This window comes from Pseudomonas sp. F(2018), from assembly GCF_005508865.1.
GTDB lineage: Bacteria > Pseudomonadota > Gammaproteobacteria > Pseudomonadales > Pseudomonadaceae > Aquipseudomonas.
This window is the reverse complement of the sequence record NZ_SCOM01000001.1, coordinates 88,945-113,106: the sequence shown is the minus strand read 5'-3', so window position 1 is coordinate 113,106 and position 24,162 is coordinate 88,945. Positions and strand designations below refer to the sequence as shown.

General features: G+C 66.9%; 26 protein-coding genes and 1 other RNA gene. 12 read left to right on the top strand and 15 right to left on the bottom strand.

Translation table 11 applies throughout. The annotated features are described in order from the left end of the window. Nucleotides 1-10: 10 nt before the first annotated feature. The 4 genes from yjiA to FFS62_RS00480 form a co-directional block, all read right to left on the bottom strand. Entirely contained in the window at nt 11-985 is a 975-nt protein-coding gene (gene yjiA / locus FFS62_RS00495; RefSeq protein WP_137970870.1) for a GTPase, read from the bottom strand. Nucleotides 986-1,039: 54 nt separating this feature from the next. Then, nucleotides 1,040-1,119, bottom strand: a non-coding RNA gene (locus FFS62_RS00490) — sX9 sRNA. A gap of 60 nt (nt 1,120-1,179) precedes the next feature. Next, entirely contained in the window at nt 1,180-1,383 is a 204-nt protein-coding gene (locus tag FFS62_RS00485; RefSeq protein WP_043308942.1) for a YbdD/YjiX family protein, read from the bottom strand. A gap of 1 nt (nt 1,384) precedes the next feature. Next, nucleotides 1,385-3,451 (bottom strand): carbon starvation CstA family protein, encoded by a 2,067-nt coding sequence (locus FFS62_RS00480; protein ID WP_137970869.1) that lies wholly within the window; start codon nt 3,449-3,451, stop codon nt 1,385-1,387. A 153-nt stretch (nt 3,452-3,604) separates the two neighbouring features. On the opposite strand from FFS62_RS00480, the gene FFS62_RS00475 reads away from it, so the two are divergent. From FFS62_RS00475 to FFS62_RS00465, 3 genes are read left to right on the top strand one after another with little or no spacing between them, the layout of a single operon-like run. Next, nucleotides 3,605-4,789: a DUF3142 domain-containing protein gene (locus tag FFS62_RS00475; RefSeq protein ID WP_137970868.1), complete on the top strand. Its 1,185-nt coding sequence runs from the start codon at nt 3,605-3,607 to the stop codon at nt 4,787-4,789. After that, entirely contained in the window at nt 4,776-6,977 is a 2,202-nt protein-coding gene (locus tag FFS62_RS00470; protein ID WP_137970867.1) for a hypothetical protein, read from the top strand. The genes FFS62_RS00475 and FFS62_RS00470 overlap by 14 nt, the downstream gene beginning before the upstream one ends. Beyond that, nucleotides 6,970-7,341, top strand: a complete 372-nt coding sequence (locus FFS62_RS00465; protein WP_137970866.1) for a PilZ domain-containing protein — start codon at nt 6,970-6,972, stop codon at nt 7,339-7,341. Before FFS62_RS00470 ends, FFS62_RS00465 begins: the two co-directional genes overlap by 8 nt. A 45-nt stretch (nt 7,342-7,386) precedes the next feature. Here the strand turns inward: FFS62_RS00465 and FFS62_RS23120 are convergent, their stop codons facing one another. Together FFS62_RS23120 and radA are read right to left on the bottom strand one after the other, a co-directional pair. Further along, entirely contained in the window at nt 7,387-7,539 is a 153-nt protein-coding gene (locus FFS62_RS23120) for a hypothetical protein (RefSeq protein WP_171016242.1), read from the bottom strand. Nucleotides 7,540-7,649: 110 nt separating this feature from the next. Then, the gene (radA, locus tag FFS62_RS00460; RefSeq protein ID WP_137970865.1) at nt 7,650-9,017 is read right to left on the bottom strand and encodes a DNA repair protein RadA; all 1,368 of its coding nucleotides are present in this window, start codon (nt 9,015-9,017) and stop codon (nt 7,650-7,652) included. A 63-nt stretch (nt 9,018-9,080) separates the two neighbouring features. On the opposite strand from radA, the gene FFS62_RS00455 reads away from it, so the two are divergent. Beyond that, the gene (locus FFS62_RS00455; RefSeq protein WP_137970864.1) at nt 9,081-9,572 is read left to right on the top strand and encodes a GNAT family N-acetyltransferase; all 492 of its coding nucleotides are present in this window, start codon (nt 9,081-9,083) and stop codon (nt 9,570-9,572) included. 6 nt (nt 9,573-9,578) lie between these two features. Here the strand turns inward: FFS62_RS00455 and FFS62_RS00450 are convergent, their stop codons facing one another. Further along, nucleotides 9,579-9,857 (bottom strand): YdcH family protein, encoded by a 279-nt coding sequence (locus tag FFS62_RS00450; RefSeq protein WP_137970863.1) that lies wholly within the window; start codon nt 9,855-9,857, stop codon nt 9,579-9,581. Nucleotides 9,858-10,014: 157 nt separating this feature from the next. Here FFS62_RS00450 and FFS62_RS00445 point away from each other — a divergent pair, with 157 nt between their 5' ends. The 3 genes from FFS62_RS00445 to mscL all read left to right on the top strand — a co-directional run bounded on the left by FFS62_RS00445 (nt 10,015) and on the right by mscL (nt 11,533). Further along, nucleotides 10,015-10,263 carry a YdcH family protein gene (locus FFS62_RS00445; protein WP_137970862.1) on the top strand — a complete coding sequence of 83 codons (249 nt, stop codon included), beginning with the start codon at nt 10,015-10,017 and terminating at the stop codon, nt 10,261-10,263. A gap of 71 nt (nt 10,264-10,334) precedes the next feature. Further along, nucleotides 10,335-11,081, top strand: a complete 747-nt coding sequence (locus FFS62_RS00440; RefSeq protein WP_137970861.1) for an EAL domain-containing protein — start codon at nt 10,335-10,337, stop codon at nt 11,079-11,081. Nucleotides 11,082-11,122: 41 nt separating this feature from the next. After that, nucleotides 11,123-11,533 carry a large-conductance mechanosensitive channel protein MscL gene (gene mscL / locus FFS62_RS00435; protein WP_137970860.1) on the top strand — a complete coding sequence of 137 codons (411 nt, stop codon included), beginning with the start codon at nt 11,123-11,125 and terminating at the stop codon, nt 11,531-11,533. Nucleotides 11,534-11,579: 46 nt separating this feature from the next. Here mscL and FFS62_RS00430 read toward each other — a convergent pair whose 3' ends face one another. The 3 genes from FFS62_RS00430 to FFS62_RS00420 all read right to left on the bottom strand — a co-directional run bounded on the left by FFS62_RS00430 (nt 11,580) and on the right by FFS62_RS00420 (nt 15,225). Next, nucleotides 11,580-13,139, bottom strand: a complete 1,560-nt coding sequence (locus FFS62_RS00430; RefSeq protein WP_137970859.1) for a TerC family protein — start codon at nt 13,137-13,139, stop codon at nt 11,580-11,582. A gap of 248 nt (nt 13,140-13,387) precedes the next feature. After that, nucleotides 13,388-14,164, bottom strand: a complete 777-nt coding sequence (locus FFS62_RS00425; protein ID WP_137970858.1) for a ferredoxin--NADP reductase — start codon at nt 14,162-14,164, stop codon at nt 13,388-13,390. Between the two features lie 71 nt (nt 14,165-14,235). After that, nucleotides 14,236-15,225 carry a DctP family TRAP transporter solute-binding subunit gene (locus FFS62_RS00420; RefSeq protein ID WP_137970857.1) on the bottom strand — a complete coding sequence of 330 codons (990 nt, stop codon included), beginning with the start codon at nt 15,223-15,225 and terminating at the stop codon, nt 14,236-14,238. A gap of 293 nt (nt 15,226-15,518) precedes the next feature. On the opposite strand from FFS62_RS00420, the gene FFS62_RS00415 reads away from it, so the two are divergent. The 4 genes from FFS62_RS00415 to FFS62_RS23245 all read left to right on the top strand — a co-directional run bounded on the left by FFS62_RS00415 (nt 15,519) and on the right by FFS62_RS23245 (nt 19,493). Continuing rightward, nucleotides 15,519-16,643: a class I SAM-dependent methyltransferase gene (locus FFS62_RS00415; RefSeq protein WP_137970856.1), complete on the top strand. Its 1,125-nt coding sequence runs from the start codon at nt 15,519-15,521 to the stop codon at nt 16,641-16,643. A 277-nt stretch (nt 16,644-16,920) separates the two neighbouring features. Further along, nucleotides 16,921-18,369 (top strand): cytochrome ubiquinol oxidase subunit I, encoded by a 1,449-nt coding sequence (locus FFS62_RS00410; protein ID WP_137970855.1) that lies wholly within the window; start codon nt 16,921-16,923, stop codon nt 18,367-18,369. Further along, the gene (gene cydB / locus FFS62_RS00405) at nt 18,366-19,370 is read left to right on the top strand and encodes a cytochrome d ubiquinol oxidase subunit II (RefSeq protein WP_137970854.1); all 1,005 of its coding nucleotides are present in this window, start codon (nt 18,366-18,368) and stop codon (nt 19,368-19,370) included. Before FFS62_RS00410 ends, cydB begins: the two co-directional genes overlap by 4 nt. Further along, nucleotides 19,371-19,493, top strand: coding sequence for a DUF2474 domain-containing protein (locus FFS62_RS23245; RefSeq protein ID WP_218569263.1), 123 nt, complete (start codon nt 19,371-19,373; stop codon nt 19,491-19,493). Between the two features lie 172 nt (nt 19,494-19,665). Here FFS62_RS23245 and FFS62_RS00400 read toward each other — a convergent pair whose 3' ends face one another. Continuing rightward, nucleotides 19,666-20,001 (bottom strand): DUF3703 domain-containing protein, encoded by a 336-nt coding sequence (locus FFS62_RS00400; RefSeq protein ID WP_137970853.1) that lies wholly within the window; start codon nt 19,999-20,001, stop codon nt 19,666-19,668. Continuing rightward, nucleotides 19,991-20,623: a cation transporter gene (locus FFS62_RS00395; RefSeq protein WP_137970852.1), complete on the bottom strand. Its 633-nt coding sequence runs from the start codon at nt 20,621-20,623 to the stop codon at nt 19,991-19,993. The genes FFS62_RS00400 and FFS62_RS00395 overlap by 11 nt, the downstream gene beginning before the upstream one ends. A gap of 199 nt (nt 20,624-20,822) precedes the next feature. Here FFS62_RS00395 and FFS62_RS00390 point away from each other — a divergent pair, with 199 nt between their 5' ends. Beyond that, on the top strand, nt 20,823-21,248 hold the full coding sequence (locus FFS62_RS00390) for a MerR family DNA-binding protein (RefSeq protein WP_137970851.1): 426 nt from the start codon (nt 20,823-20,825) through the stop codon (nt 21,246-21,248). A gap of 57 nt (nt 21,249-21,305) precedes the next feature. Here the strand turns inward: FFS62_RS00390 and FFS62_RS00385 are convergent, their stop codons facing one another. From FFS62_RS00385 to FFS62_RS00375, 3 genes are all read right to left on the bottom strand, one after another. Then, complete coding sequence (locus FFS62_RS00385; RefSeq protein WP_137970850.1) at nt 21,306-22,589, bottom strand: choice-of-anchor Q domain-containing protein; 1,284 nt, start codon at nt 22,587-22,589, stop codon at nt 21,306-21,308. A gap of 451 nt (nt 22,590-23,040) precedes the next feature. Then, nucleotides 23,041-23,490, bottom strand: coding sequence for a hypothetical protein (locus FFS62_RS00380; RefSeq protein ID WP_137970849.1), 450 nt, complete (start codon nt 23,488-23,490; stop codon nt 23,041-23,043). Beyond that, nucleotides 23,487-24,044: a DJ-1 family glyoxalase III gene (locus FFS62_RS00375; RefSeq protein WP_137970848.1), complete on the bottom strand. Its 558-nt coding sequence runs from the start codon at nt 24,042-24,044 to the stop codon at nt 23,487-23,489. Before FFS62_RS00375 ends, FFS62_RS00380 begins: the two co-directional genes overlap by 4 nt. Nucleotides 24,045-24,162 lie beyond the last annotated feature (118 nt).

Below are 24,162 nucleotides of genomic sequence, written 5' to 3'. Positions count from 1 at the left end.
GGCGCCGGGCTCAGGCCTGCAGCTCGGCGAAGCCGGCGCGGATCTGCTCTTCCGGCAGGTTGTCGCCGATAAATACCAGCACGCTCTCGCGTGGCTCATCCGCGGCCCAGGGCTCGTCCCAGTCGAAGCCGTACAGGCCGAGCACGCCCTGGAACACCAGGCGGCGCTCGTCGCCGGCCACGCTGAGCACGCCCTTGTAGCGCAGCAACGAGTTGCCGTGCTGCTCCAGCAGGCCCTCCATGAAGGCGCTGAGCCTGTCCAGATCCAGTGCCTGCTCGCTCTTCAGCACCAGGGTGGCGATGCGGTCCGGCGTCTTGCCGGCGGGCATCAGTGGGCGCAGCGTCAGCGCCGGGCCGATATCGGCGTTGAGGTTGAAGCCACGAATATCCAGCAGCTCGGCCAGGTCGATGCGCCCGTGCTCGACCACGCGGATCGGCGCGCGACAGTTGATCCGCGCCAGGCGCGCGCTCAGTGCCTCGACCTGCTCGGCGCTGGCCAGGTCGGTCTTGCTCAGCAGGATGCGGTCGGCAAAACCGACCTGGGCCTGGGCGATGGTCTCCTGCAGGTGGCGCTCGGCATTCACCGCATCGACCAGGGTGACGATGCCGTCGAGCACATAGCGCTGGGCCAGCTCCTCGTCGGCGAAGAAGGTCTGCGCCACCGGCGCCGGGTCGGCCAGGCCGGTGCACTCGATCACCAGGCGGTCGAAGGCCAGCTCGCCGGCGTCCAGCTTGTCCAGCAACAGGTACAGGGCCTTCTCCAGCTCGACATGGATCGAGCAGCAGACACAGCCGTTGGCCAGGGTCAGCAGCTCGACCGGCTTGTCGCCGAGCAGTTGGCCATCGATCGGCGTGTCGCTGAACTCGTTCTCGATGACCGCCAGCTTGAGGCCGTGCTCGGCCTGCAGCATGTGGCGCAGCAGGGTGGTCTTGCCGGCACCGAGGAAGCCGGTGAGCACGGTGACGGGAGTGGGTTCGGGATACATCGCGATCTCCAAAATGACACGCGCCACGACTAGGCGTGGCGCGTGGATAACCTCAACCTGCCTCGATAAGCGTTGCGAGCGTAGGCAGGTTGGGAGCGGCCAGCGCACAGGAACCGCAATGTACTCCAGTACATGAGGATTCCGAGCACTGCCCGCGCCCAAGATGCCAAGCGCAGTAGCTTAGCGGGGTAGGTTCAGCAGCAGCGGATGGGGCGTCCTTTGCCTCCACCGTAACGAGCTTCCTGACGTTCGCGGAAGAACGCCTCGTAGCTCATCACCGGCTTGTCCGGATGCTTCTTGGCCATGTGCTCCACATAGTTGTCGTAGTCGGGCATGCCCACCAGCATGCGGGCGGCCTGCCCGAGATACTTACCCATGCGACTCAGGTCATTGAACATATCAGGCGTCCGGAATCGGCTGGAACGGGGTTTCCTTATCCGTGCGCGCAGGCGTAACCCAGGCGGCGCGGCCGACCTTGATCGCGTAGAACAGCACGCTGAGCACCACGAACAGGAACAGCACGGTGAGCACCGAGTTGGTGTAGGCGTTGAAGATCACGTGCTGCATCTGGCCGATGTCCTTGGCCGGGGCCAGGACCTGACCGGCGTCCAGCGCATCGCTGTACTTCTTGGCCAGGGCCAGGAAGCCGACGGCCGGGTTCGGATCGAGCAGCTTTATCAGGCCGGCGGTGGTGGTGCAGATCAGCAGCCAGCAGGCCGGCACCAGGGTGACCCAGACGTAGCGCTGGCGCTTCATCTTGATCAGCACCACGCTGCCCAGCATCAGGGCGATACCGGCGAGCATCTGATTGGAGATGCCGAACAGCGGCCACAGGGTGTTGATGCCGCCCAGCGGATCGACCACGCCCTGGTACAGCAGCCAGCCCCACATCGCCACGCAGCCGGCGGTGGCGATCACGTTGGCGCCCCAGGATTCGGTCTTCTTCAGGGCCGGCACGAAGTTGCCCAGCAGGTCCTGCAGCATGAAGCGACCCGCCCGCGTCCCGGCGTCCACCGCGGTGAGGATGAACAGCGCCTCGAACAGAATGGCGAAGTGGTACCAGAACGCCATGGTGTTCTCGCCCGGCAGCACGCTGTGGAGGATCTGCGCGATACCCACGGCGAGGGTCGGCGCACCACCGGCACGGGCCAGGATGGTGTGTTCGCCGATGTCCTTGGCCACGGCTTCCAGCGCGTCAGGCGTGATGGCGAAGCCCCAGCTGCTGACGGTGGCGGCCACGGCGGCGGCGTCGGAGCCGACCACGGCGGCCGGACTGTTCATGGCGAAGTACACGCCCGGCTCGATCACCGAGGCGGCGACCATGGCCATGATGGCGACGAACGACTCCATCAGCATGCCGCCGTAGCCGATGTAGCGCGCGTGCGACTCGTTGGCCAGCAGCTTGGGCGTGGTGCCCGAGCTGATCAGCGCATGGAAGCCCGAGACGGCGCCACAGGCGATGGTGATAAACAGGAACGGGAACAGGGTGCCCTTCCACACCGGGCCGGTGCCGTCGGTGAACTGGGTCAGCGCCGGCATCTTCAGCTCGGGCATGACCACCAGGATGCCGATGGCCAGGGCGATGATGGTGCCGATCTTGAGGAAGGTCGACAGGTAGTCACGCGGGGCGAGGATCAGCCATACCGGCAGCACGGCGGCGACGAAGCCATAGCCGATCAGCATCCAGGTGATCTGCACGCCGGTGAAGGTGAAGGCCGGGCCCCAGGTCGGGTCGGCAGCCACCTGGCCGCCGGCCCAGATCGAGGCCAGCAGCAGGACCACGCCGATCACCGAGATCTCGCCGATGCGACCCGGGCGGATGTAGCGCATGTACACGCCCATGAACACCGCGATGGGGATGGTCGCCATCACCGTGAACATGCCCCACGGGCTTTCGGCCAGGGCTTTGACCACGATCAGCGAGAGCACCGCGAGGATGATGATCATGATCAGGAAGGCGCCGAACAGGGCGATGGTGCCCGGAATCTGGCCCATCTCCTCGCGCACCAGCTCGCCCAGCGAGCGGCCGTTACGGCGGGTGGAGATGAACAGGACCATGAAGTCCTGCACCGCACCGGCCAACACCACGCCGGCGATCAGCCACAGCGTGCCGGGCAGGTAGCCCATCTGCGCTGCGAGCACCGGGCCGACCAGCGGGCCGGCGCCGGCGATGGCAGCGAAGTGGTGACCGAAGAGGATGTGCTTGTTGGTCGGCACATAGTCCAGACCATCGTTATTGAGCAGCGCCGGGGTGGCGCGAGTCGGGTCCAGCTGCATCACCTTGGTGGCGATGAACAGGCTGTAGTAGCGGTAGGCAACAAGATAGAGGGAGACGGCCGCCACCACTATCCACAAGGCGTTGATGGCTTCGCCGCGGCGCAGCGCCACGACTCCCAAGGCACAGGCGCCCACCACTGCCAGCACTGCCCAGGGCAGGTGGCGCAGCAGGCTATTGTTATTGTTCATGATTACTCCTAACCAATGGACAGACAGGCTGCCGCTGAAGCTTAGACGCTGGATGGCACCTGCATTATTCGACCTTGGTCTAGTACGCATCTCCGCACCGCCAACGGGGGTAAACTAGCGCCCTTTTCGGCGACCGCCAGGATGCTACGCCGCATGCTTCATCACCTTTATCGCCCCGTTATCGCCCTGCTCCTGGCCAGCCTGCTCGGCTGCGCCGAGGAGAGTGCCGCGCCGCTGGATCAGCAGCTGTATATCTGGCAACGCCAGTGGCGCCCGGCCCACGCCGAGGCCCTGGCGCAGAGCCACGCCGACTTCTCCAGCCTGCGCGTGCTGGCCCTGCAGGCCCACCCGCAGGCGGGCTGGAGCCGCGCCCGCGTCGACTTGCCACTGCTCCAGCGCGACGATCGCCCGCTGATCGCCGTGGTGCGCCTGGACGGCCAGTTGGCGCAGCTCGATTCCGCCGAGATCGGCCGGCAGATCGCCGGTCTGTTGCACGACTGGCGCAGCGCCGGCCTGCGCCTGCAGGGCCTGGAGCTCGACCACGACTGCGCCACCGCGCGCCTGCCGGCCTACGCCGCCCTGCTGCGCGAGCTGCGCCGGCAACTGCCGAGCGAACTCGGACTGAGCATCACCGCCCTGCCCGCCTGGCTGGACAGCCCGGCACTGGACGAGGTACTGGCCGCCGTCGACAGCTCGGTTCTGCAGGTGCATGCGGTGCGCGATCCGCAGGACGGCCTGTTCGACCCCGAGCAGGCGCTGGACTGGGCCGAACGCTACGGCGAGCGCAGTGGCAAACCCTTCCATCTGGCCCTGCCTGCCTACGGCGTAGCCCTCACCGCAGATGGCCAGGTGGAGAGCGAGACGCCGCTGCGCCAGGGTGGCCCGCGCCGCGAGTTGCGCGCCGACCCGCACGAAGTCAGCGAGCTGCTGGCCGACCTGCGCCACGAACCGCCGGCACATCTGGCCGGCATCATCTGGTTCCGCCTGCCGCTGGCCGGCGACCGACGCGCCTGGCCGCTGCCCACCCTGCTCGCGGTGGTGCGCGGCCAGCCCCTGGTGCCGGCCCTTGCCCTGCAGCGCCAGCAGCACGACGGCTTCAGCCAGCTGCAACTGTTCAACAACGGCACCCTGGCCAGCCCGCTGCCCAATCGCATCGAGCTGCCCGCCCGGGCCTGCGCGGCGGCCGACGCCGTGGGCGATTACCGCCTGGAGCGCAGCGCCGAGCGCCTGGCTTTCGTGCGCCAGCGCGACGGCCGTCTGGATGCCGGCGAGCACCGGGCCCTGGGTTGGGCGCGCTGCGAACAGATCGATCAAGGAGGCATGCATGTGCAGTTCTAGAACCCTGCTGGCCCTTGCCATAAGCGCGCTGCTGCCGCTCGGCGCCGCCCAGGCCTGCGGCCCGGAATTCCCCTACCGCCTGCTCTCCGACCGTGCCGGCGCCCTGGGCGAACTGCCGGAAGGCAACTTCGCCTTCGAGATCGCTCGCCTCGGGCAGAGCGTCCCCGGCCTCGGCCAGGCCGGCAAGGCGACGCTGGAGCCCTACTGGGACGAGGACAACCAGCGCTATATCGACAGCCGTGTCGGCGTCGAGCAGGAGCAGCTCGGCGCCGAGCAGTTCGCCCTGGTCAGTCGCCTGCGCACCCTGACGGACGCCCGACAGGCCGAGGCCGCAGGTGCCACCCTGCCAGCGGAACTGCGCCTGTACGTTGCCGGAGCCGTGGCCTTCGCCCAGCACGACATGGCCCTGGCCAGCGACTACTTCCGGCGCGTGCTGGCCCTGCCTGCTACCGAACGGGCCAAGCGCAGCACCTGGGCCGCCTATTCCCTGGGCCGCGCCCTGGCGGTGCAGGCGGTCAGCGCGCCGGACACGGTGCTCGACGACACCGCTGCCCTGCAGCGCCAGCGCGAGCTGCGCCAGCAGGCGCGTCAGGCCTTCCAGCAGGCTCGCGCGATGAGCGCCGCCGGCCTCGATGATCCGCTGGAGCTGGGGGTCGCCAGCCTCGGCGAAGAAGCCCGCGTGGCCCTGGACGAGGGCGACTGGGCCACCGCCATTCGTCTCTACGCCAGCCAGAGCAAGCAAGGCTCGAGCACCGGCTACAGCTCGCTGCGCCAGCTGACCTGGCAGCTCAGCCAGATGAGCGACGAGGAGCTGCGCCCGCTGCTGGGCCATCTGGAAATCCAGCAGCTGCTGCTGGCGCAACTGTTCAGCCGGCTGGACGCCTATGAGAGCCAGGGCAAACAGGGCCAGCGCATCCTGCGGCTGCTGCAGGGCGCCACCATCGAGCCGCAGGTCGCCGATCGCCTGGCCGCACTCAGCTACCAGCAGGGCGACTACGCCAGTGCCCGCCGCTTCGTCGAGCAGGCCGGCGACGGCGGCCTGGCCTGGTGGCTGCGCGCCAAGTTGGCCCTGCAGGCCGGCGACAAGTCTGCCGCCACCGATGCCTACGCCCAGGCAGCCAAGGCTTTTCCGGTCGAAGAGGACTGGGGCTGGCGGCGCACGGAAAGCTGGGATTACGAGACGCTCAAGCCACGCTGCCGGGTGGAAGGCGAGATGGCCATTCTCGCGCTGGAGCGCGGTGACTACCTGGAGGCCTTCGAGCAGCTCTACCGCAGCGGCGACATCTATTGGCAGGACGCCGCCCAGGTAGCCGAGCGGGTGCTAAGCACCGACGAGTTGAAAGGCTTCGTCGATGCCCAGGTGGCCGCCGCGCCGCCGCTGCAGCCCGACCAGGTGCAGTATCTGTGGGAGCGCCCCATGGCCACCCGCATCCGCGAACTGCTCGGCCGCCGCCTGCTGCGCGAAGGCCGCTACGCCGAGGCCGTGCCCTATTTCTTCAGCGCCGAGCTGCAACAGGCCGCCCGCCAGTATGGCGAGGCCCGCGAGCAGGCCGAAGAGGCCTGGACCGCCGTCGGCCGGGCCGAGGGCTACTACCAGGCGGCCAGGCTGGCCCGCGCACAGGGCATGGAGCTGCTCGGCTACGAGATGTCGCCGGACGAGGCCTGGGCCGGCGGCAGCTATGGCATCTATGGCAACGAGCTGGCCAAGCCGGTGCAGGCCGGCGGCCTGCTGACGGCCGCCGAGGCGCAGCTGCAGAACGCCAATGCCGCGAAGCCGAACCGCCGCTACCACTACCGCTGGGTCGCCGCCGATCTGGCCAACCAGGCCGCCGACCTGCTGCCACCCAGCAGCCAGGCGTTCGCCGCCGTGCTGTGCAAGGCCAGCGGCTGGATCAACTACCGCGACCTCGCCGGCGCCCAGGGTTACTACCAGCGCTATGTCAAGCAGGGTCCCTATGTGGAATGGGCGGCCAACTTCGGCTTCGACTGCCAGGAGCCGGACTTCGCCGGCGCCCGCCAGCGGCTCTGGGAGGAGCGTGAACGGAACGTGCGCCAGGCCCTGCGGCCGTTCAAGTTCTGGCTGCCGCTGGGCTTGCTGGCACTGCTCGCCTCAGGTATCTACTGGCAGCGCCGGCGACGTGCCTTGGCTATAGTGGATAAAACCGCAGAGGAAACCCGTCATGAGTGATACAACCACCGAGCGTCGGCGCTTCCAGCGCATCGCCTTCGACGCCGCCACCGAGCTTGCCCAGAGCGAGCGGCGCTGGACGGTTGCGCTGCACGATGTGTCGCTCAAGGGCCTGCTGGTCAAGCGCCCGCGCGACTGGAACGGTGACCCCGACCAGCCTTTCATCGCCAGCATCAGCCTGGATGCCGACACCCGCCTGCAGATGGAAGTGGTGCTGACCCGTACCCGCGACGAGCTGCTCGGCTTCGTCTGCCGCCATATCGACCTGGACTCCATCAGCCACCTGCGCCGCCTGGTCGAACTCAACCTGGGCGACGAGAGCCTGCTGGAGCGTGAACTGGCCGCCCTGGGCGAGGAAGACTGACGCCGGCGTGGCACGAAAAAAGGGCGACCATGGGCGCCCTTCGTTTTATCCGCCCCGGCGCAACGTGCCGAGCTTCTGGCGCCGCGCCTGCACCCGCCGCACACCGATGCTCGCCTCGCGGCGCTCCTCGACGCTATCCCTGGGCCTTCCCGGCTCGTAGTTGAGGGTTCTGGCAAACAGATCGAAGAACAGGAACATGGGCCATCTCCGTTATGAACATGGCCCCATGTTCCTCCTCCTGTGTGACGCAAAGATTGATCTGCGCCAAGCGCGCCCTGCCGGCACCAGCGACAGGGCGCCGCAGGGCATCACTCGAACAGCGCGTCCAGCGCCTGCTCCAGGCGCGTCACCGCGATCACCTGCAGGCCCGCCGGGGCCTCCTTGGGCGCATTGCCCTTGGGCACGATGGCGCGCTTGAAGCCGTGCTTGGCCGCTTCCTTCAGGCGCTCCTGGCCGCTCGGCACCGGGCGGATCTCGCCGGACAGGCCGATCTCGCCGAACACCAGCAGGTCGTGCGGCAAGGGCTTGTTGCGCAGGCTGGAGATCACCGCGGCCATCAGCGCCAGGTCGGAGGCGGTCTCCAGCACCTTCACCCCGCCGACCACGTTGAGGAACACGTCCTGGTCGTAGGTCGGGATGCCGCCGTGGCGGTGCAGCACGGCCAGCAGCATGGCCAGGCGATTCTGGTCCAGGCCCAGGGTCACGCGCTTGGGATTGGCCATATGGCTGGTGTCGACCAGCGCCTGTACCTCCACCAGCATCGGCCGGGTGCCTTCCCAGGTGGCCATCACCACGCTGCCGGGCACCGCCTCCTGGGCGCGGGTGAGGAAGATCGCCGAGGGGTTGGTGACTTCCTTGAGGCCCTTGTCGGTCATGCCGAACACGCCCAGTTCGTTGACCGCGCCGAAGCGGTTCTTCACCGCGCGTAGCAGGCGCAGGCGACCATCCGATTCGCCTTCAAAGTACAAAACGGTATCAACCATATGCTCGAGCACGCGCGGGCCGGCCAGGGCGCCTTCCTTGGTCACGTGGCCGACCAGGAAGATCGCCGTGCCGCTCTGCTTGGCATAGCGCACCAGCAGCGCCGCGCTCTCGCGCACCTGGGCCACGCCGCCGGGGGCGGACTGCAGCTGCTCGGTGAAAATGGTCTGGATCGAGTCGATCACCATTACCTTGGGCTGCTCGCGGCGCGCCACGTCGATGATCGATTCGATGCAGGTCTCGGTCATCACCTTGAGCCTGTCCTGCGGGAGTTCCAGACGCCGCGCGCGCATGGCCACCTGCTGCTGGGACTCCTCACCGGTGACGTACAGCGCCGGCAGGCGCTGGGCAATATTGCACAGGGTCTGCAGCAGGATGGTCGACTTGCCGATGCCGGGGTCGCCGCCGATCAGCACCACCGAGCCATCCACCAGGCCACCGCCGAGCACCCGGTCCAGCTCGCCGGATACGGTGGAGAAGCGCGGCACTTCCTCGACGCTGACCTCGGCCAGGGTCTTGATCTGCGCCTGCTGCCCGGCCCAGCCGCCACGTCCGGATGGCGCCGCGGCGCCGCCGCTCTCGATCATGGTCTCGGTCAGAGTGTTCCAGGCGCCGCACTCGCCGCACTGCCCGGCCCACTTGGGAAAGGTGGCGCCGCACTCGGTGCAGCCATACATGCGCTTGGCCTTGGCCATGGAAATCTCCGCCCGCAGAAAAACGGCGATAATAACGCTCCACCCATCACGAGTCGCCAGGCGATGCAGATAGAACTAGTCCCCGCCAGCCTCGACCAGCTGCCGCTGATCGCCAATCTCTACCAGTACTACGCCTACGAGTCGTCGGACTGGGAGGAGGAAGAGGTGGAGGTCGACGGACGCTTCTATATCCACGAGCCGCACCTGCAACGCTACTGGCAGGAAACGGACTGGAGCGCCAGCCTGATTCTGGCGGACGGCTTCATCGCCGGCTTCCTGCTGATCGAGCGCAGCGAGCTGGTGGGCATCGACGCCCTGGAGCTGGCCGATCTGTTCATCCTCAAGAAGTACCGCCGCCTGGGTATCGGTCGTGCCCTGGCGCAGCAGGTGCTGAGCCGGGGCGGTACCTGGCTGGTGCGTTTCTATGGCCAGGACGAACTGGCCGCTGCCTTCTGGCGCAAGATCCTCGCCGAGCTGCCGCTGGGGTCACGGCAGGTCTGGCCGGAGGACGATCCAGAACTGATCAGCTACCTGGTCAACCCACCGCTGCACTGAGTCGCTCTAGCCGCCACAGGCGTTGCCGCAGCCGCAGCATTGCCCGGCGGCGCGCTTGAGCTGGCGCGCCAGATCGTCCTTGAGCGCCACGCGGGCCTGCTTGAGGCGAGCGAGGGAGGCGTCGTCGAGCAGCTCGATGCCCTCCTCGACGCGGCAGATGCGCTTGTCCAGCACCTCGTATTCCTCGGCCTGCTGGGCGAAGCGCTGATCGTCGCGACGCAGGCGCTGCAGCTCGGCGCGCAGCTCGGGGAAGTCCTGGGTCAAGGGGTGATGTTCGACATGCATGGGCTCGGCTCCTGAAACAGATGACCCAGCCTAGCCGGGCCACCCTGCCTGGCCATTGACCCGGATCAAGCCGCGGCGACCGTCTGCCGCCTGAGCGACGCCGGCGCCGACCGCTGAGCTAGTCTGAACAGACACCTCACCACTGGGAGTGCCCCCTATGCCGCTCGAACACCACCCACTGGCCCGCGAATTCCCCGAATACCGCCAGCAGCTGCAGGCCCTGCACGCCAAGGATGCGCACTTCGCCCAGCTGGCGCAGCACTACGAGACCCTCGACAAACGCATCTACGAAGTGGAAGACGGCCGCCAGGCCATGGACGACCTGGCCCTGCACGCCCTGAAGAACGAACGGGTACAGCTCAAGGACCAGATCGCCGAACGCCTGCGCAAGGCCAACGGCGCCTGACGCCATTCGGAAAACGAGCCGGCCAGCGCAGCCGGCCTCAGCCATTTCGTCGATCAGGAGTACGCTCGACCATGACCTCGAATCCAGGCTGCTCCGCTTGCCGCGAAGGCAAGGGACTGGAATTCCCCATCAGCATGGCCTTTCAACCCATAGTCGACCTGCGCCAGGGCCTGGTCTTCGCTCACGAGGCGCTGGTCAGGGGCAGCGCCGGGGAATCGGCCGGCAGCCTGCTGGCACGAGTCGACGCCGACAACCGTTACGCCTTCGACCAGAGCTGCCGCATCCAGGCCGTGGAGTGGGCCGCCCGCCTGCAACTGCCGGCCAGGCTGTCGATCAACTTCATGCCCAACGCGGTCTACCGCGCGGAGACCTGCATCCGCGCCACGCTGGAGGCGGCGAGGCGCTGCCGGTTCCCGCTGGAGCGGATCATCTTCGAGGTCACCGAGCAGGAGCAGGTGCTGGACATTCCGCACCTGACCGAGATCCTGCGTGCCTACCGGGCCCAGGGTTTCATGACCGCCATCGACGACTTCGGCGCCGGATACGCCGGGCTCAACCTGCTGGCAGATTTCCAGCCCGATCTGATCAAGCTCGACATGGACCTGATCCGCGGCATCGATGGGGATCGGGTGCGCCAGGTCCTGGTCGAAAGCGTGCTCGACATGTGCCGCCGGCTCGGCATCGAGGTGATCGCCGAGGGTATCGAGACCCGGGGCGAACTCGAATGCCTGCGGCAGATGGGCGTTGGCCTGTTTCAGGGCTATCTGCTCGCCAGGCCGGGCTTCGAGTCGCTGCCCGAGGTGCACTACCCGGCCTAGGGTACACTTGCCGTCATAACCAGAAACCCAGGGAGTGAAACATGAGTATCCTCAGCGAATTCAAGGCCTTCGCGGTCAAGGGCAATGTGGTCGACATGGCCGTCGGTATCATCATCGGCGCGGCCTTCGGCAAGATCGTCAGCTCCTTCGTCGGTGACGTGGTCATGCCGCCGATCGGCCTGCTGATCGGCGGGGTCGACTTCTCCGACCTGGCCATCACCCTCAAGGCCGCCGAGGGCGACATCCCGGCCGTGGTGCTGAGCTACGGCAAGTTCATCCAGACCGTGCTCGACTTCGTCATCGTCGCCTTCGCCATCTTCATGGGGGTCAAGGTGATCAACAAGCTCAAGCGCGAGGAAGCCGCAGCGCCGACCGTGCCGCCGGCACCGACGCCGGAGGAAGTGCTGCTGACGGAGATCCGTGATCTGCTGAAGAACCAGCAGAAGCAGTAAGCACCCAGGCAAAGAAAAACGGCGCCCGAGGGCGCCGTTTTCATTTTCACTGCGGCTCGGGGGTGAGCAGCAGGCGACTGACCCGCCGCTCGTGCACCTCGTCCACGCGCATGCACCAGCCGGCGAAGCGCACCTCGTCGCCCACCACCGGCAGGCGGTCGAGCAGGCTCATCACCAGGCCGGCGAGGGTCTGGTAGTCCTCGGTAGCCTGGGCCTGCAGGCCGATACGCGAGCGCAACAGGGCCAGGTTGAGCGCGCCGCTGACGCGGAAGCCGGCCCCGGCCGGCTCGATGTCCGGACCATCCACCTCGCTGGCATCCGGCAGTTCGCCGGCAATGGCCTCGAGGATGTCGGTCAGGGTCAGCAGGCCGACGAAGCCGCCGAACTCGTTGACCACGAAGGCCACGTGGGTCGAGGCCTGGCGCATCTGCTCCAGGGCGCCAAGTACCGCACAGCTGTCCGGCAGGTTGAGCGGCTGGCGCAGCAGGCCCTCGATGTCCGGCTCACGCTGCTCAAGCAGCTCCTTGAGCATCTCCTTCTTGTGTACGAAGCCCAGCGGCTCGTCCACCTGGCCGTCACGAATCACTAGCAGGCGCGAGTGCGGCGATTCCAGCAGGGCCTGGCGAATCTGCTCTGGGGTATGGCCCAGGTCGATATGGTCAACCGCCATGCGCCCGGTCATCACCTCGGTGATCGGCTGCTCGGCCAGGCCCAGCACGCCGCGGATCATCACCCGCTCGCGGCGGTCGAACGGCACCAGGTCACCGGCGCCGCCCTCCAGCATGTCGGCGATCTCCTCGCCCACCTCGTCGGCCTCGACCTTGCCGCCCAGCAGACGCAACACCGCATGGGCGGTACGTTCGCGCAGGCCGCGGCCGTCCTGCAGCTGGCGCTTGCGCTTGTGCCGCACCAGCTGGTTGGCCGCCTCGATGAGGATGGAGAAGCCGATGGCCGCGTACAGGTAGCCCTTGGGAATATGGAAGCCCAGGCCCTCGGCGGTGAGGCTGAAGCCGATCATCATCAGGAAGCCCAGGCACAGCATGATCACCGTCGGGTGGGCGTTAACGAAGGCGGTCAGCGGCTTGCTGGCGACGATCATCAGGCCGATGGAGACGATCACGGCGATCATCATCACTTCCAGGTGTTCGACCATGCCCACGGCGGTGATTACCGCGTCCAGGGAGAACACCGCATCGAGCACCACGATCTGCGCCACCACCGGCCAGAACAGCGCATAGGTGCGGCTGCCGCCCGGCTGATGGGTACGCCCCTCGAGGCGCTCATGCAGCTCCATGGTGGCCTTGAACAGCAGGAACACACCACCGAACAGCATGATCAGGTCACGCCCGGAGAAGCTCTTGCCGAACACCTCGATCAGCGGCTCGGTCAGGGTCACCAGCCAGGAAATGCTGGCCAGCAGGCCCAGGCGCATGATCAGCGCCAGGCTCAGGCCGATCAGCCGCGCACGGTCGCGCAGGTGTGGCGGCAGCTTGTCGGCGAGGATCGCGATGAATACCAGGTTGTCGATGCCGAGGACGATCTCCAGGACGATCAGCGTCAGCAGGCCGAGCCACGCGGTGGGGTCGGCCATCCATTCGAAGATCATGCTTTCCTCCGGGCAGGCGTCGACGCAGCGCAGGCACGGTAGACGTGGCGCAGGGCGTATCGTTCAGGTGAATTCAGCAGCAGACGCGCGCAGGCGTCGAGGGAGGGGTGGCCACTCGGGGGTGGCTGGCAACAGTCGCTGTCCATGGGTTCCGCAGGTGAAAAAAGGGACGGCCATCCTAACGGCACGACCGCCCATTCCTAAGCGGGAAAAAGTTACCAATTCTTAATGGTGCGGCGCGAACCGCTCTACCAGTAGTTCTCCACCGCCACCTGACCGGGGCGACGGGTGAGCGCCAGGTTGAGCTGGCGCGCCTTGAGCACGGCGCGGGTGTCCTCGATCATCTGCGGATTGCCGCAGAGCATGATGCGCGAATGCTCGGGCGCAAGCTCAAGGCCGGCGGCACGCTCCAGCTCGCCGTTCTCGATCAGCGTGGTGACCCGCGCATCGAGCGCACCGGGCACCCGCTCGCGGGTCACCACCGGCACGTAGGTCAGCTTGTGTCCGGCCCCCTCCAGCCATTCGCGTTGCGGCAGCTCGGTGATCAGCTCCTGATAGGCCAGCTCGCCACGGTCGCGGGCGCTGTACACCAGGACGATGCGCTCGAAGCGCTGCCAGGCCTCCAGGTCCTGCAGGATCGACAGGAAGGGCGCCAGCCCGGTGCCGGTGCCGATCAGCCAGAGGTCGCGGCCATCGGGAAAGCGGTCGAGGGTGAGATAGCCGGTGGCCTGCTTCTCCACCAGCAACTCGTCGCCGGCCTTGAGGCGGCTCAGCTCGGAGGTGAACTCGCCGCCGGGCACCACGATGGAGAAGAACTCCAGGTACTCGTCATGCGGCGCCGAGACCACCGAATAGGCCCGCCACACCACCGAGCCGTCGGCCTTGCGCACGCCCAGACGGACGAACTGCCCGGCGCGAAAGCGAAAACCGGCGTCGCGGGTGCAGGTCAGGCTGAACAGGCTGGGCGACCAGACCCGCACGTCGGTGAGGGTCTGGCGGGTGAACTTCTCTTCGCTGGCGGTCATGGCGGCCCCTTCTTCACGTACGCGCAGTCTCGCGCAAAGAGCGCCGGACAAACACCATCAGTTAGCAGGGATTAGCGGCGGTTGACGGTCTGCGCGGCGCGCAGCATGTCGGCGCCGATCTCCGCCTCGTACTGTTTCCACAGCGGCTGCATGGCGGTCCGCCAGGCGGCGCGCTCGTCCTTGCTGAGGGCGATGACACGGGCGCGACCGGCGCCCACCAGCTGCTCGCGGCCCTGGCGATTGAGCTGCTCGGCGTCCTTGTTCACCTGGGTGGTGACCTCCTCGACTATCGCCTCCAGCTCGCTGCGGGTGGCGTAGGGAATGCTCTGCCAGAACGACGAGCTGCTGATCAGCATGTAGTTGAGCGAGCCGTGGTTGGTCTCGGTGATGAACGGCTGGGCACTGTCGAAGCCCATGGCGGCCATGTTCGACCAGGCGTTCTCGGTGCCCTGCACGGTGCCGGCCTGCAGCGCCTTGAGCGACTCACCGAAGGGAATGCGCTTGGCCTGGGCGCCGAGGGCGGCGAACTGGGCCTCCAGCACGCTGGACGACTGGATGCGGAAGGCCAGGCCCTTGGCATCGGCCGGCGCGCGCAGCTCGCGGGTGGCGGAGAGCTGCTTCATACCGTTGTTCCAGAAGGCCAGGCCATAGATGTTCTGCCCGGCCATGGAGCGCAGCAGCTCGCGGCTCTTCTCGCGGCGCTGGAAGCGTTTGACCGCCTCCAGGTCATCGAACAGAAACGGCAGGTCGAACACCTGCAGCTGCTTGGTATAGGCCTCGAACTTGGACACCGAGGGCGCCAGCATCTGCACCTCGCCACGCTGCAGGGCGGCCATCTCGTCGGCATCGCCGAACAGCGTGGAGTCGGGGTAGACCTCGACCTTCACCGCACCGCCCAGGCGCTCCGCCACCAGGCGCTGGAACAGCAGGGCGCCACGGCCCTTGGGCGTGTCGTTGGCGACCACGTGGGAGAACTTGATCAGGATCGGCTGGGCCTCGGCGCGCAGCGGCGCGGAGAACAGCAGGGAAAGCGACAGACAGGCAGCGAACAGGTATTTCATGAACTTCCTTGCGGCAATGCAATAGCGGCACCCCGCAAGACTTGCGGGGCGAATGATGGTTTGGGTTTGTGCGGCCACTGGGGCCGGGGGTTCGGACGGTGCCTGCGCTCAGGTCGCGCGGCCATCCGATTTGTTGTTGGACATGCCACCCATTGCGGAACTTCGGCGGCGGCAAGTGACTGCATATTCTCCGGATTGCACCTCGTGGTCACAAGCCGCCTGTTTCTCACTTCGAGACATTTCCCTATGCATCTAGGACAATGCCGCCTGCCCCGCCTATCGATCCCGCCGCCATGCCGACTCTCGCCACGCCCTTCGCCCAGCTCGACCTGATCCGCCAGCCGGAGATGGCCAACGAGCCGCTGCAAGCCTTCGACGCCGCCGACGAGTACCTGCTCGGCCATGTCCACGAACTGGGCCTGGCGGCGGACAGCCGCGTGCTGCTGCTCAACGACGGCTTCGGCGCCCTGGCCTGCTCGCTGGCGACGCACTGCCGGGTGACCAGCAGTGGTGATTCGCACCTGGGGCATCTGGCCCTGCAGAAGAACCTGGCGCGCAATGGCCTGCCCGCCGACAGCGTGCGCTTCGTGCCGGCCAGCGAGACCGTGCAGGGCCCGTTCGACCTGGTTCTGCTGCATGTGCCCAAGACCCTGGCCCTGCTGGAGGAACAGCTGATCCGCCTGCACGGCCAGCTGGCACCCGGCGCCAGGGTGATCGCCGGCGCCATGATCAAGCACCTGCCGCGCACCGCGGGGGAGCTGCTGGAGCAGTACATCGGCCCGCTGCAGGCCTCGCTGGCGGTGAAGAAGGCGCGCCTGCTGACTGCCACGCCGGAAAGCAAACCTGCCCCCCGCTCGCCCTACCCGACCCGCTACCGGCTGGACAAGCCGGCCCTGGAGCTGGTCAACCACGCCAACGTGTTCTGCCGCGAGGGCCTGGATATCGGCACCCGCGCCTTCCTGCCACACCTGCCGAAGCGCCTGGTGGCGCAGCGCGTGGCCGACCTCGGCTGCGGCAACGGCGTGCTGGCCATCGCCTACGCCCTGGCCAACCCCGCGGCCGAACTGACCCTGGTGGACGAGTCCTACATGGCCGTGCAATCGGCCGAGGAGAACTGGCGGGCGGCGCTGGGTGAGCGCCCGGCCACTTTCAGCGCCGCCGATGGCCTGGCCGACCAGCCCGCCGACTCGCTGGACCTGGTGCTGTGCAACCCGCCCTTCCACCAGCAGCAGGTGGTCGGCGACTTCCTCGCCTGGCGCATGTTCCAGCAGGCCCGCGCGGCGCTGGTCACCGGCGGCGAGCTGTGGATAGTCGGCAACCGCCACCTGGGCTATCACGCCAAGCTCAAGCGCCTATTCCGCGGCGTGGAGCAGGTCGCGGCGAATCCCAAGTTCGTGGTGCTCAAGGCCACCAAGTAGGCTCGGCACCCTCACCCCCGGCCCCTCTCCCAGGGGGAGAGGGGATGCTCCATTTACCTATGGGCATATGCACGCACGCCCCCTCTCCCTCCGGGAGAGGGCTGGGGTGAGGGGCAGCGGGCAACGCAGGCTCACCCGCTCGCCGTAGCGCTGCCCTCCTGCGGATACCCGCCGCCGAGTCACTGCGACAAATTGCCCAATGCGACAATCCGCCGGCTACGACCGCAGCGGCAGACGGCGGATGATTGATCCAGATCAATCTCCGGAGTGGCCATTCATGTTCGGCCTCGATGCACTGGAACTGGCGCGAATCCAGTTCGCCTTCACCGTCTCCTTCCACATCATCTTCCCCGCCATCTCCATCGGTCTGGCCAGCTACCTGGCCGTGCTCGAGGGCCTATGGCTGAAGACCAACAAGGAGGTCTACTACGACCTCTACCGCTTCTGGCTGCAGATCTTCGCCGTGACCTTCGGCATGGGCGTGGTCTCCGGGGTGGTGATGAGCTACCAGTTCGGCACCAACTGGAGCCAGCTGTCCACGGCGGCCGGCAGCATCATGGGGCCGCTGCTGACCTACGAGGTGCTCACCGCGTTCTTCCTCGAAGCGGGCTTCCTGGGGATCATGCTGTTCGGCCTGAACAAGGTCGGCCGCGGCCTGCACTTCTTCGCCACCCTGATGGTGGCCATCGGCACGCTGATCTCGACCTTCTGGATCCTCTCCTCGAACAGCTGGATGCACACGCCGCAGGGCTTCACCCTGGTCGACGGCGTGTTCACCCCGGATTCTTGGTGGGACATCGTGTTCAACCCGTCCTTCCCCTATCGCCTGGCGCACATGGCGGTGGCGGCCTTCCTCAGCACCGCCTTCGTGGTCGGTGGCACCGCGGCCTGGCACCTGCTCAAGGGCAAGCGCGACCCGGCCACCCGCATGATGTTCTCCATGGCCCTGTGGATGGCGCTGATCGTCGCGCCGATCCAGGCGCTGATCGGCGACTTCCACGGCCTCAACACCCTCAAGTACCAGCCGGCCAAGGTGGCGGCGATGGAAGGCCACTGGGAAACCGAAAAAGGCGTGCCGCTGCTGCTGTTCGGCATCCCCGACATGCAAGCGGAAACCACCAAGTACGCCATAGGCATCCCGCGCCTGGCCAGCCTGATCCTCACCCACGAGCTGGACGGCGAGATCAAGGGCCTCAAGGAATGGGCGCCGGAGGATCGGCCGAATGCGCTGATCGTGTTCTGGAGCTTCCGCGTGATGGTCGGTCTGGGCCTGCTGATGATCCTCTGCGGCGTGCTCGGCCTGTGGCTGCGCCGCGGCGACAAGGTCTACGAGGCCAAGGGCTTCCAGCGCCTGATGTTGCTGATGGGCCCGAGCGGGATCATCGCCCTGCTGGCCGGCTGGGTGACCACCGAAGTGGGCCGCCAGCCCTGGGTGATCTACGGCCTGCTGCGCACCTCAGATGCCGCCTCCAACCACAGCGCCACGCAGATGGGCGTGTCGCTGGTGCTGTTCGTGGTGGTGTATTTCGCCGTGTTCGGCGTCGGCATCACCTACCTACTGCGCATGATGCGCAAGGGCCCGGTGCTGGGCCTGATCAGCGCGCAGATCGCCGAGCACGGTGGCCCCGGCCACAGCCGCACGCCGGCACGCCCGCTGTCCGCCTCGGCGGAGAGCGTGGATGACGAAGGCGTCGACAACCTGAGCAACGAGGAGAAACGCCCATGAGCATCGACCTGCCGCTGATCTGGGCCGGGGTGATCGCCTTCGGCATCTTCATGTACGTGGTGATGGACGGTTTCGACCTGGGGATCGGCATCCTCTACCCGTTCTTCCGCGACAAGGACGAGCGCGACGCCATGATGAACACCGTGGCGCCGATCTGGGACGGCAACGAGACCTGGCTGGTGCTGGGTGGCGCCGGGCTGTTCGCCGCCTTCCCGCTGGCCTACTCGGTGGTGCTCACGGCGCTGTATTTGCCGCTAGTGATCATGCTGATCGCGCTGATCTTCCGTGGCGTGGCCTTCGAGTTCCGCTTCAAGGCCAAGCGCACCCGCCATGTGTGGGACGCAGCCTTCATCTGGGGCTCCATCGTCGCCACCTTCGCCCAGGGCGTGGTGCTGGGTGCCTTTATCGAGGGCATCAAGGTGGAGAACCGCGCCTTCGCCGGCGGCCCGTTCGACTGGCTGGCGCCCTTCCCGCTGTTCTGCGGCGCCGGCCTGGTGGTCGGCTACGCCATGCTCGGCTGCGCCTGGCTGCTGATGAAGACCGAGGGCAAGCTGCGCCACAAGATGTACAAGCTGATGCTGCCGCTGACCTGTCTGCAGCTGCTGTTCATCGCCGCCGTGAGCATCTGGACGCCGCTGGCCCACGAGAGCATCGCCCAGCGCTGGTTCACCCTGCCCAACCTGTTCTACTTCATGCCGGTGCCGACCCTGGTGGCGGTGACCGTTCTCGGCATCGTCCGCGCCGTGCACCTGAAGATCGACTGGCAGCCGTTCGTGCTCACCCTGGCGCTGATCGCCCTGGCCTACGCCGGCCTGGCCATCAGCCTGTGGCCGAACATCATCCCGCCGTCGGTGAGCATCTGGGAGGCCTCGGCGCCCGCCAGCAGCCAGGCCTTCGCCCTGGTCGGCGTGGTCATGATGGTGCCGATCATCCTGATCTACACCGCGTACAGCTACTGGGTATTCCGCGGCAAGGTGGTGGTCGGCGAGGGGTACCACTAGATGAACGAGAGCAAACCATCCCTGGCCCAGCGCCTGGCCTGGTTCGCCGCCCTCTGGCTGGGCGGCGTGCTGGCCGTGGGCATCCTCGCCTACGCCATCAAGTGGGGCATGGGTCTGGCCTGAAACCCGCCACAGGTGGATAAGCAGAGCCTTATCCCCTACAGCAGCTGACCTGTACGGACCTGCGTAGGGTGGCCTCGCCCGCGAAGCGGGCAGCCCACCAATGGGGCCCCAATGGTGTACTGCCTACGGCGAGTACACCCTACCCAATAGGGCCGCAGGCTTAGGTTGACCCTCACCCCAACAGCCGCTTGAGCTCCTCACTGACCGGCATCGGCCTGAACGCACTGACCCGCGCCCGCCCGCTGTTGCCCAGCGGCACCCATACCCGCGAGAACAGCAGCGCGGCAACGATGCGCGGCAGTTGCCCCACCACCTCGCGCCAATCGCACAGCCGCCAGCCGGCACGCAGCATCAGCCAGTGCGCACGGGCATGCGGCAACGACAGACGCTGGCCAAGGATATGCGCCCGCTCCAGCCAGACCAGGGCGACGTTCGGCTCGCCCCGCTGCAGCGCCATCTCGGCCTCATCAAAGGCCTGGCGCAGCGCTAACTCCAGTTCAGTGCGCATGACCGTGGCCATCCTTCAGCTCACCCTCGGCCTGACGCAGCACCTGCACGGCGGCGGTAATCGCCAAAGTGGCCATGATGCTGGCGACGATCAGGTCCGGCCAGGCGCTGTCAGTACCGAATACGCCCAGCGCCGCCGCCAACACGGCCAGGTTGCCCAGAGCATCGTTGCGGGTGCACAGCCAGACGCTGCGCATGTTGCTGTCGCCCTCGCGGTAGGCGTACAGCAACACCGCCACGCCGACGTTGGCCAGCAGCGCCAGTCCGCCCACCACGCCCATGGTCGGCGCACTCGGCACCGCGCCCTGCCACCAGTGCCACAACGCCGCACCCAGCACGCCAAGGCCGAACAGCAACATGCTCGCCGCCTTGAACTGCGCCGCGCGGGCCCGCCAGCTCAGGGCCATGCCCAGTACCCAGAGGCTGATGGCGTAGTTGGCGGAATCCCCGAGAAAGTCCAGCGAGTCGGCCAGCAGCGATACCGAGCCAGCCCTGAGGCCCGCGCCTATCTCCACGGCGAACATCAGCAGGTTGACCGCCAGGGCGATCCACAGGATGCGCCGGTAGCGCTTGGAGCGCAGCGCGGCCTCAGGCGATTGGTGATTGCAGCAGTGAGCACCCATTTGGCATCTCCATATCGAAGTCTGTTCACGAGCTTCTGATTAGAGCCAGACAAGGCAAAGACGGCCGAGGAAGCGCAGTTTACGAACGGTAAATGAGCATTCCGAGGCTGTTTTTAACGCCGTATGGCCGACAGCCAGAAGATCGTGGACAGATTTCAGTGCAGACTAGGCTAAACCCTGTAGTAACTACGGAGTCAACATGAGCAAACCCATCACCATCGGCGTGCTCGCCCGCGACAGCGGCGTCAACCTGGAAACCATCCGTTTCTACGAGCGCAGCGGCCTGCTGCCGGCACCGCAACGCAGCGCCTCGGGCTATCGCCATTACCAGGATATGGATGTGCGCAGGCTGCGCTTCATCCGCCGCGGCCGCGAACTGGGCTTCAGTCTGGAAGAAATCCGCAGCCTGCTGGACCTCGCCGCCCACCCGGAGAGCCCCTGCGCCAGCGCCGATCAGATGGTCAGCGAACACCTCGATACCATCGCCGCGCGCATCCGCGACCTACAGAACATGCAGACCGAGCTGAACAAGCTGTCCGGCTGCCAGAGCGGACATGCCGAGCATTGCCGGCTGCTGGAGGCGTTGGACGACCGCGACTGCTGCATCCCTGCCAACAAGCGTTAACCGTTAGCGCAAGAATCCTTGGCCGGAGCCCTCTCGACTTCCCGCGCCGGGCCGAGGTCAGGGCCGGGTACGCTCGTAGGCCCCCAGATCGCAGACGGCGGTACCGTCGCCATCGCCGTCGTGCGGACGGCTAACCGCACGCTGATCGGCGGACGTACAGTTGCCAACCCCGACATCGATGGCCGGACTGCCGCGCTTCAGTGCGTGGGTCCAGGTCGCGCCGCTGTTGTCGGCCAGCGGGTAGAGCACCGTGCTCCAGGTCAGCGCATCATCCGTGGGCAGGTCGCTGGCGCAGTTGCCCTGGTCGGTACCCAGCAGCAGCCCGTGCGCCAGGTAACTGCCGCTGTTGGCACAGTTGGCCGGCATGCCCTCGAGACGATTGCCGGCAACCAGGCTGTTGCGTAGCACCAGGTGGCCAACGTTGCTCAGGGCCAGGCCTTCGTTGCCGGCGATGGTGACATTGACCAGCTTGGCCTGGGACTGGGCATCCTCCGGATAGCCACTGATGCCGTTGGCCAGCACGCCGTTGGTGTCGGTGCCCGTGTTGCCGCTGAGGGTGCTGTTGGCCAGGGTCAATACGCCGCCCTTGCGATTGGCGATGGCCGCGCCACCGCCATTATCAATCGAAAGGCCCGCGGCGTTGCCCACGAAGGTGCTCCGTGCGACGTCCGCATGGCCCTGGTTGTACAGCGCACCGCCCTGGGCGAGATCGGTGTCGTCGTAGTCGGCAGCGATGTTGTCGCGGAAGGTGGTATCGCGGACCTGGACGCTCCCCAGATTGAAGATCGCCCCACCAAGGCCGTAGAAGCCCTGTTTGCCAATGGACAGATTGCCCTCGAATAGCGCCTGGCTGACGGTCAGGGTGCCGTAGTTGGCAATCGCCCCGCCCTCGCCTTCGATACCGGCACTGGAGCGGTTGCCGATAAAGCTGACCTGCTGCACCAGCGCCCGGCCACGGTTGCGCAAGGCACCGCCCTGGGTATCGGAAAGGCCGTCGCGCAGCGTGAGCCGGCGCAGGCTCAACGAGGCACCCTCGACCACCTCGATCAGCCTGTCACCGGTGAGCGGCTCGCCGGTACTGCGGATGATGGTTTCAGCCTGGCCGGCGCCGACGATCGTCAGCTCTCCGCGGATATCCAGATCACCACGGACACACTCGTTCTCATCGGGATCGGGATCGGTTTCCTGGTTCCAGATCGGATCGCTCAGAGTCAGGGTGTAGGTCCCGCTACGCAGCAGGATGCGCGTGGGCCCGGGCGTGTGATTGGCGCGATGGATGGCCTCGCGCAGCGAGCAGTCACTGACACAGGTGGGATCGAAGCGGTCATCCGTTCGGCTCACGGTAATGACGTTCTCTGCCATGACCAATGGCGAACACAGACCAAGGAAAAGCGCGGCACCAGCGGATTTTGACGCGAACATACGAGACTGCCTCTGAGACATGAAGCCTTGTTGGAGACAACTGGGTACCGGTAAAGACAGGACAAAATGCAGGCCCCGGGCTTGCCGCGCACGCAGGTTGGATCACCCGCAAGCCACCGCAGACGGCAGGCTGACCAGTGGGAAGCGAGGGGCAGCGATTGATCGAAAGCGGCGGGACGCTGCTGGCACCCAACCCGAAAGCCCCTGCGCGCCGCCACCCGGTTCGCCGGGGTGTACGCCGACAGCGGTACTTCGACAGCAAACCGGCAAGGATGCTGCCTGAACCTTAATAGCCAAACAGAACAGAGACTCGTAGGCCAGCAGGATGTTCAACCGGAAACACTGCCGCTGATCCGGTTTTTCCGCCGACTCACTGATGCCAGTCGCCAACCAGCTCCTCGGCTTCCTGCAGCGAGTCGAAGCCGGTCAGGGCTACACGACCATCAAGCACCGGCTCCTCGACGATCGGCGCCAGGCGCAGTTCGCCGTCGACCACGAAGGCCAGGGGCTGGCCGAGGTGCTGGCGGGTAACGTCGGCCAGGGTAGCGCGGCCTTTTTCATTCAGGGTCAGCACCACGGCCGGCTCGCCGGCAGGCGTGAAGGCCATCTCCGCCTGCTGCACATCCGCCTCAGTCAGCACCGGCTGCGGCGCCACCCACAGGCGCACGCCGCTGTGGCGATCGGTCATCGCCTGCAGGCCATCGGCGCTGGCGGTACGGGCAGGGTGAATGCCGAGCTGGTGCTCCCCGGAAGGCAGGCGTGCCTCGCTGGCGCAGCCGGCCAGCAGGGTCAGCGCCAGTGCCGCGAGCAGCGCCCTCACGCCGGCACCAGCATGGCGTCGGCCACCGCCTTGCGCTTGGCCTTGCCCACCAGTTGCTCGACCAGGGTCAGGGCGAATTCCAGCGCCGTGGCCGGGCCCTGGCTGGTGATGCAGTTGCCGTCGACCACCACCGGCGCGTCGACGAAAGTGCAGCCGGACAGGCGGTCGCTGAATGCCGGGTAGCAGGTCATCCGTCGTTGCTTGAGCACGCCGTAGCCCTGCAGGGCCAGGGCCGGGGCGGCGCAGATGGCGGCGAACAGCTTGCCGGCCCCAGCCTGCTCGCGGACCTTGTCGGCCAGCGGCTGGTGGTCGGCCAAGTGCTGGGCACCGGGCATGCCGCCGGGCAGCACGATCAGGTCGAAGTCCTGGGCCAGCACGTCCACCAGCATGGCGTCGGCGGTCACCCGGGTGCCGCGGGCGCAGGTGAACATGCGGCGGTTCTCGATGCTGGCGACCACCACTTCCACTTCGGCGCGGCGCAGCACGTCGATCAGGCTGATGGTCTCGATGTCTTCCACGCCGTCGGCGACGGCGATCAGGGCGCGACTGGTCATCTGCTGGCTCCTCGGACGGAAACCGATGCTGTCCGTCCGGTCATAAATTCACCGCTCGGGGGTGAGCTGGTATAGTGCGCGGTTTTTCCGGACCAGGCCGAATCTGCGCTCGCTCTTC

Bases quoted from the DNA above. Each gene is read 5' to 3' on its own strand.
- FFS62_RS00420 (WP_137970857.1), bottom strand. From the start codon at position 15,225: ATGAAATACCTGTTCGCTGCCTGTCTGTCGCTTTCCCTGCTGTTCTCC.
- FFS62_RS00410 (WP_137970855.1), top strand. From the start codon at position 16,921: ATGTTCGGCCTCGATGCACTGGAACTGGCGCGAATCCAGTTCGCCTTC.
- FFS62_RS00425 (WP_137970858.1), bottom strand. From the start codon at position 14,164: ATGACCGCCAGCGAAGAGAAGTTCACCCGCCAGACCCTCACCGACGTG.
- cydB (WP_137970854.1), top strand. From the start codon at position 18,366: ATGAGCATCGACCTGCCGCTGATCTGGGCCGGGGTGATCGCCTTCGGC.
- yjiA (WP_137970870.1), bottom strand. From the start codon at position 985: ATGTATCCCGAACCCACTCCCGTCACCGTGCTCACCGGCTTCCTCGGT.
- mscL (WP_137970860.1), top strand. From the start codon at position 11,123: ATGAGTATCCTCAGCGAATTCAAGGCCTTCGCGGTCAAGGGCAATGTG.
- FFS62_RS23120 (WP_171016242.1), bottom strand. From the start codon at position 7,539: ATGTTCCTGTTCTTCGATCTGTTTGCCAGAACCCTCAACTACGAGCCG.
- FFS62_RS00415 (WP_137970856.1), top strand. From the start codon at position 15,519: ATGCCGACTCTCGCCACGCCCTTCGCCCAGCTCGACCTGATCCGCCAG.
- FFS62_RS00480 (WP_137970869.1), bottom strand. From the start codon at position 3,451: ATGAACAATAACAATAGCCTGCTGCGCCACCTGCCCTGGGCAGTGCTG.
- FFS62_RS00485 (WP_043308942.1), bottom strand. From the start codon at position 1,383: ATGTTCAATGACCTGAGTCGCATGGGTAAGTATCTCGGGCAGGCCGCC.
- FFS62_RS23245 (WP_218569263.1), top strand. From the start codon at position 19,371: ATGAACGAGAGCAAACCATCCCTGGCCCAGCGCCTGGCCTGGTTCGCC.
- FFS62_RS00445 (WP_137970862.1), top strand. From the start codon at position 10,015: ATGCCGCTCGAACACCACCCACTGGCCCGCGAATTCCCCGAATACCGC.
- FFS62_RS00465 (WP_137970866.1), top strand. From the start codon at position 6,970: ATGAGTGATACAACCACCGAGCGTCGGCGCTTCCAGCGCATCGCCTTC.
- FFS62_RS00470 (WP_137970867.1), top strand. From the start codon at position 4,776: ATGTGCAGTTCTAGAACCCTGCTGGCCCTTGCCATAAGCGCGCTGCTG.
- FFS62_RS00395 (WP_137970852.1), bottom strand. From the start codon at position 20,623: ATGGGTGCTCACTGCTGCAATCACCAATCGCCTGAGGCCGCGCTGCGC.
- FFS62_RS00455 (WP_137970864.1), top strand. From the start codon at position 9,081: ATGCAGATAGAACTAGTCCCCGCCAGCCTCGACCAGCTGCCGCTGATC.
- FFS62_RS00440 (WP_137970861.1), top strand. From the start codon at position 10,335: ATGACCTCGAATCCAGGCTGCTCCGCTTGCCGCGAAGGCAAGGGACTG.
- FFS62_RS00375 (WP_137970848.1), bottom strand. From the start codon at position 24,044: ATGACCAGTCGCGCCCTGATCGCCGTCGCCGACGGCGTGGAAGACATC.
- FFS62_RS00390 (WP_137970851.1), top strand. From the start codon at position 20,823: ATGAGCAAACCCATCACCATCGGCGTGCTCGCCCGCGACAGCGGCGTC.
- FFS62_RS00475 (WP_137970868.1), top strand. From the start codon at position 3,605: ATGCTTCATCACCTTTATCGCCCCGTTATCGCCCTGCTCCTGGCCAGC.
- FFS62_RS00400 (WP_137970853.1), bottom strand. From the start codon at position 20,001: ATGCGCACTGAACTGGAGTTAGCGCTGCGCCAGGCCTTTGATGAGGCC.
- FFS62_RS00430 (WP_137970859.1), bottom strand. From the start codon at position 13,139: ATGATCTTCGAATGGATGGCCGACCCCACCGCGTGGCTCGGCCTGCTG.
- radA (WP_137970865.1), bottom strand. From the start codon at position 9,017: ATGGCCAAGGCCAAGCGCATGTATGGCTGCACCGAGTGCGGCGCCACC.
- FFS62_RS00450 (WP_137970863.1), bottom strand. From the start codon at position 9,857: ATGCATGTCGAACATCACCCCTTGACCCAGGACTTCCCCGAGCTGCGC.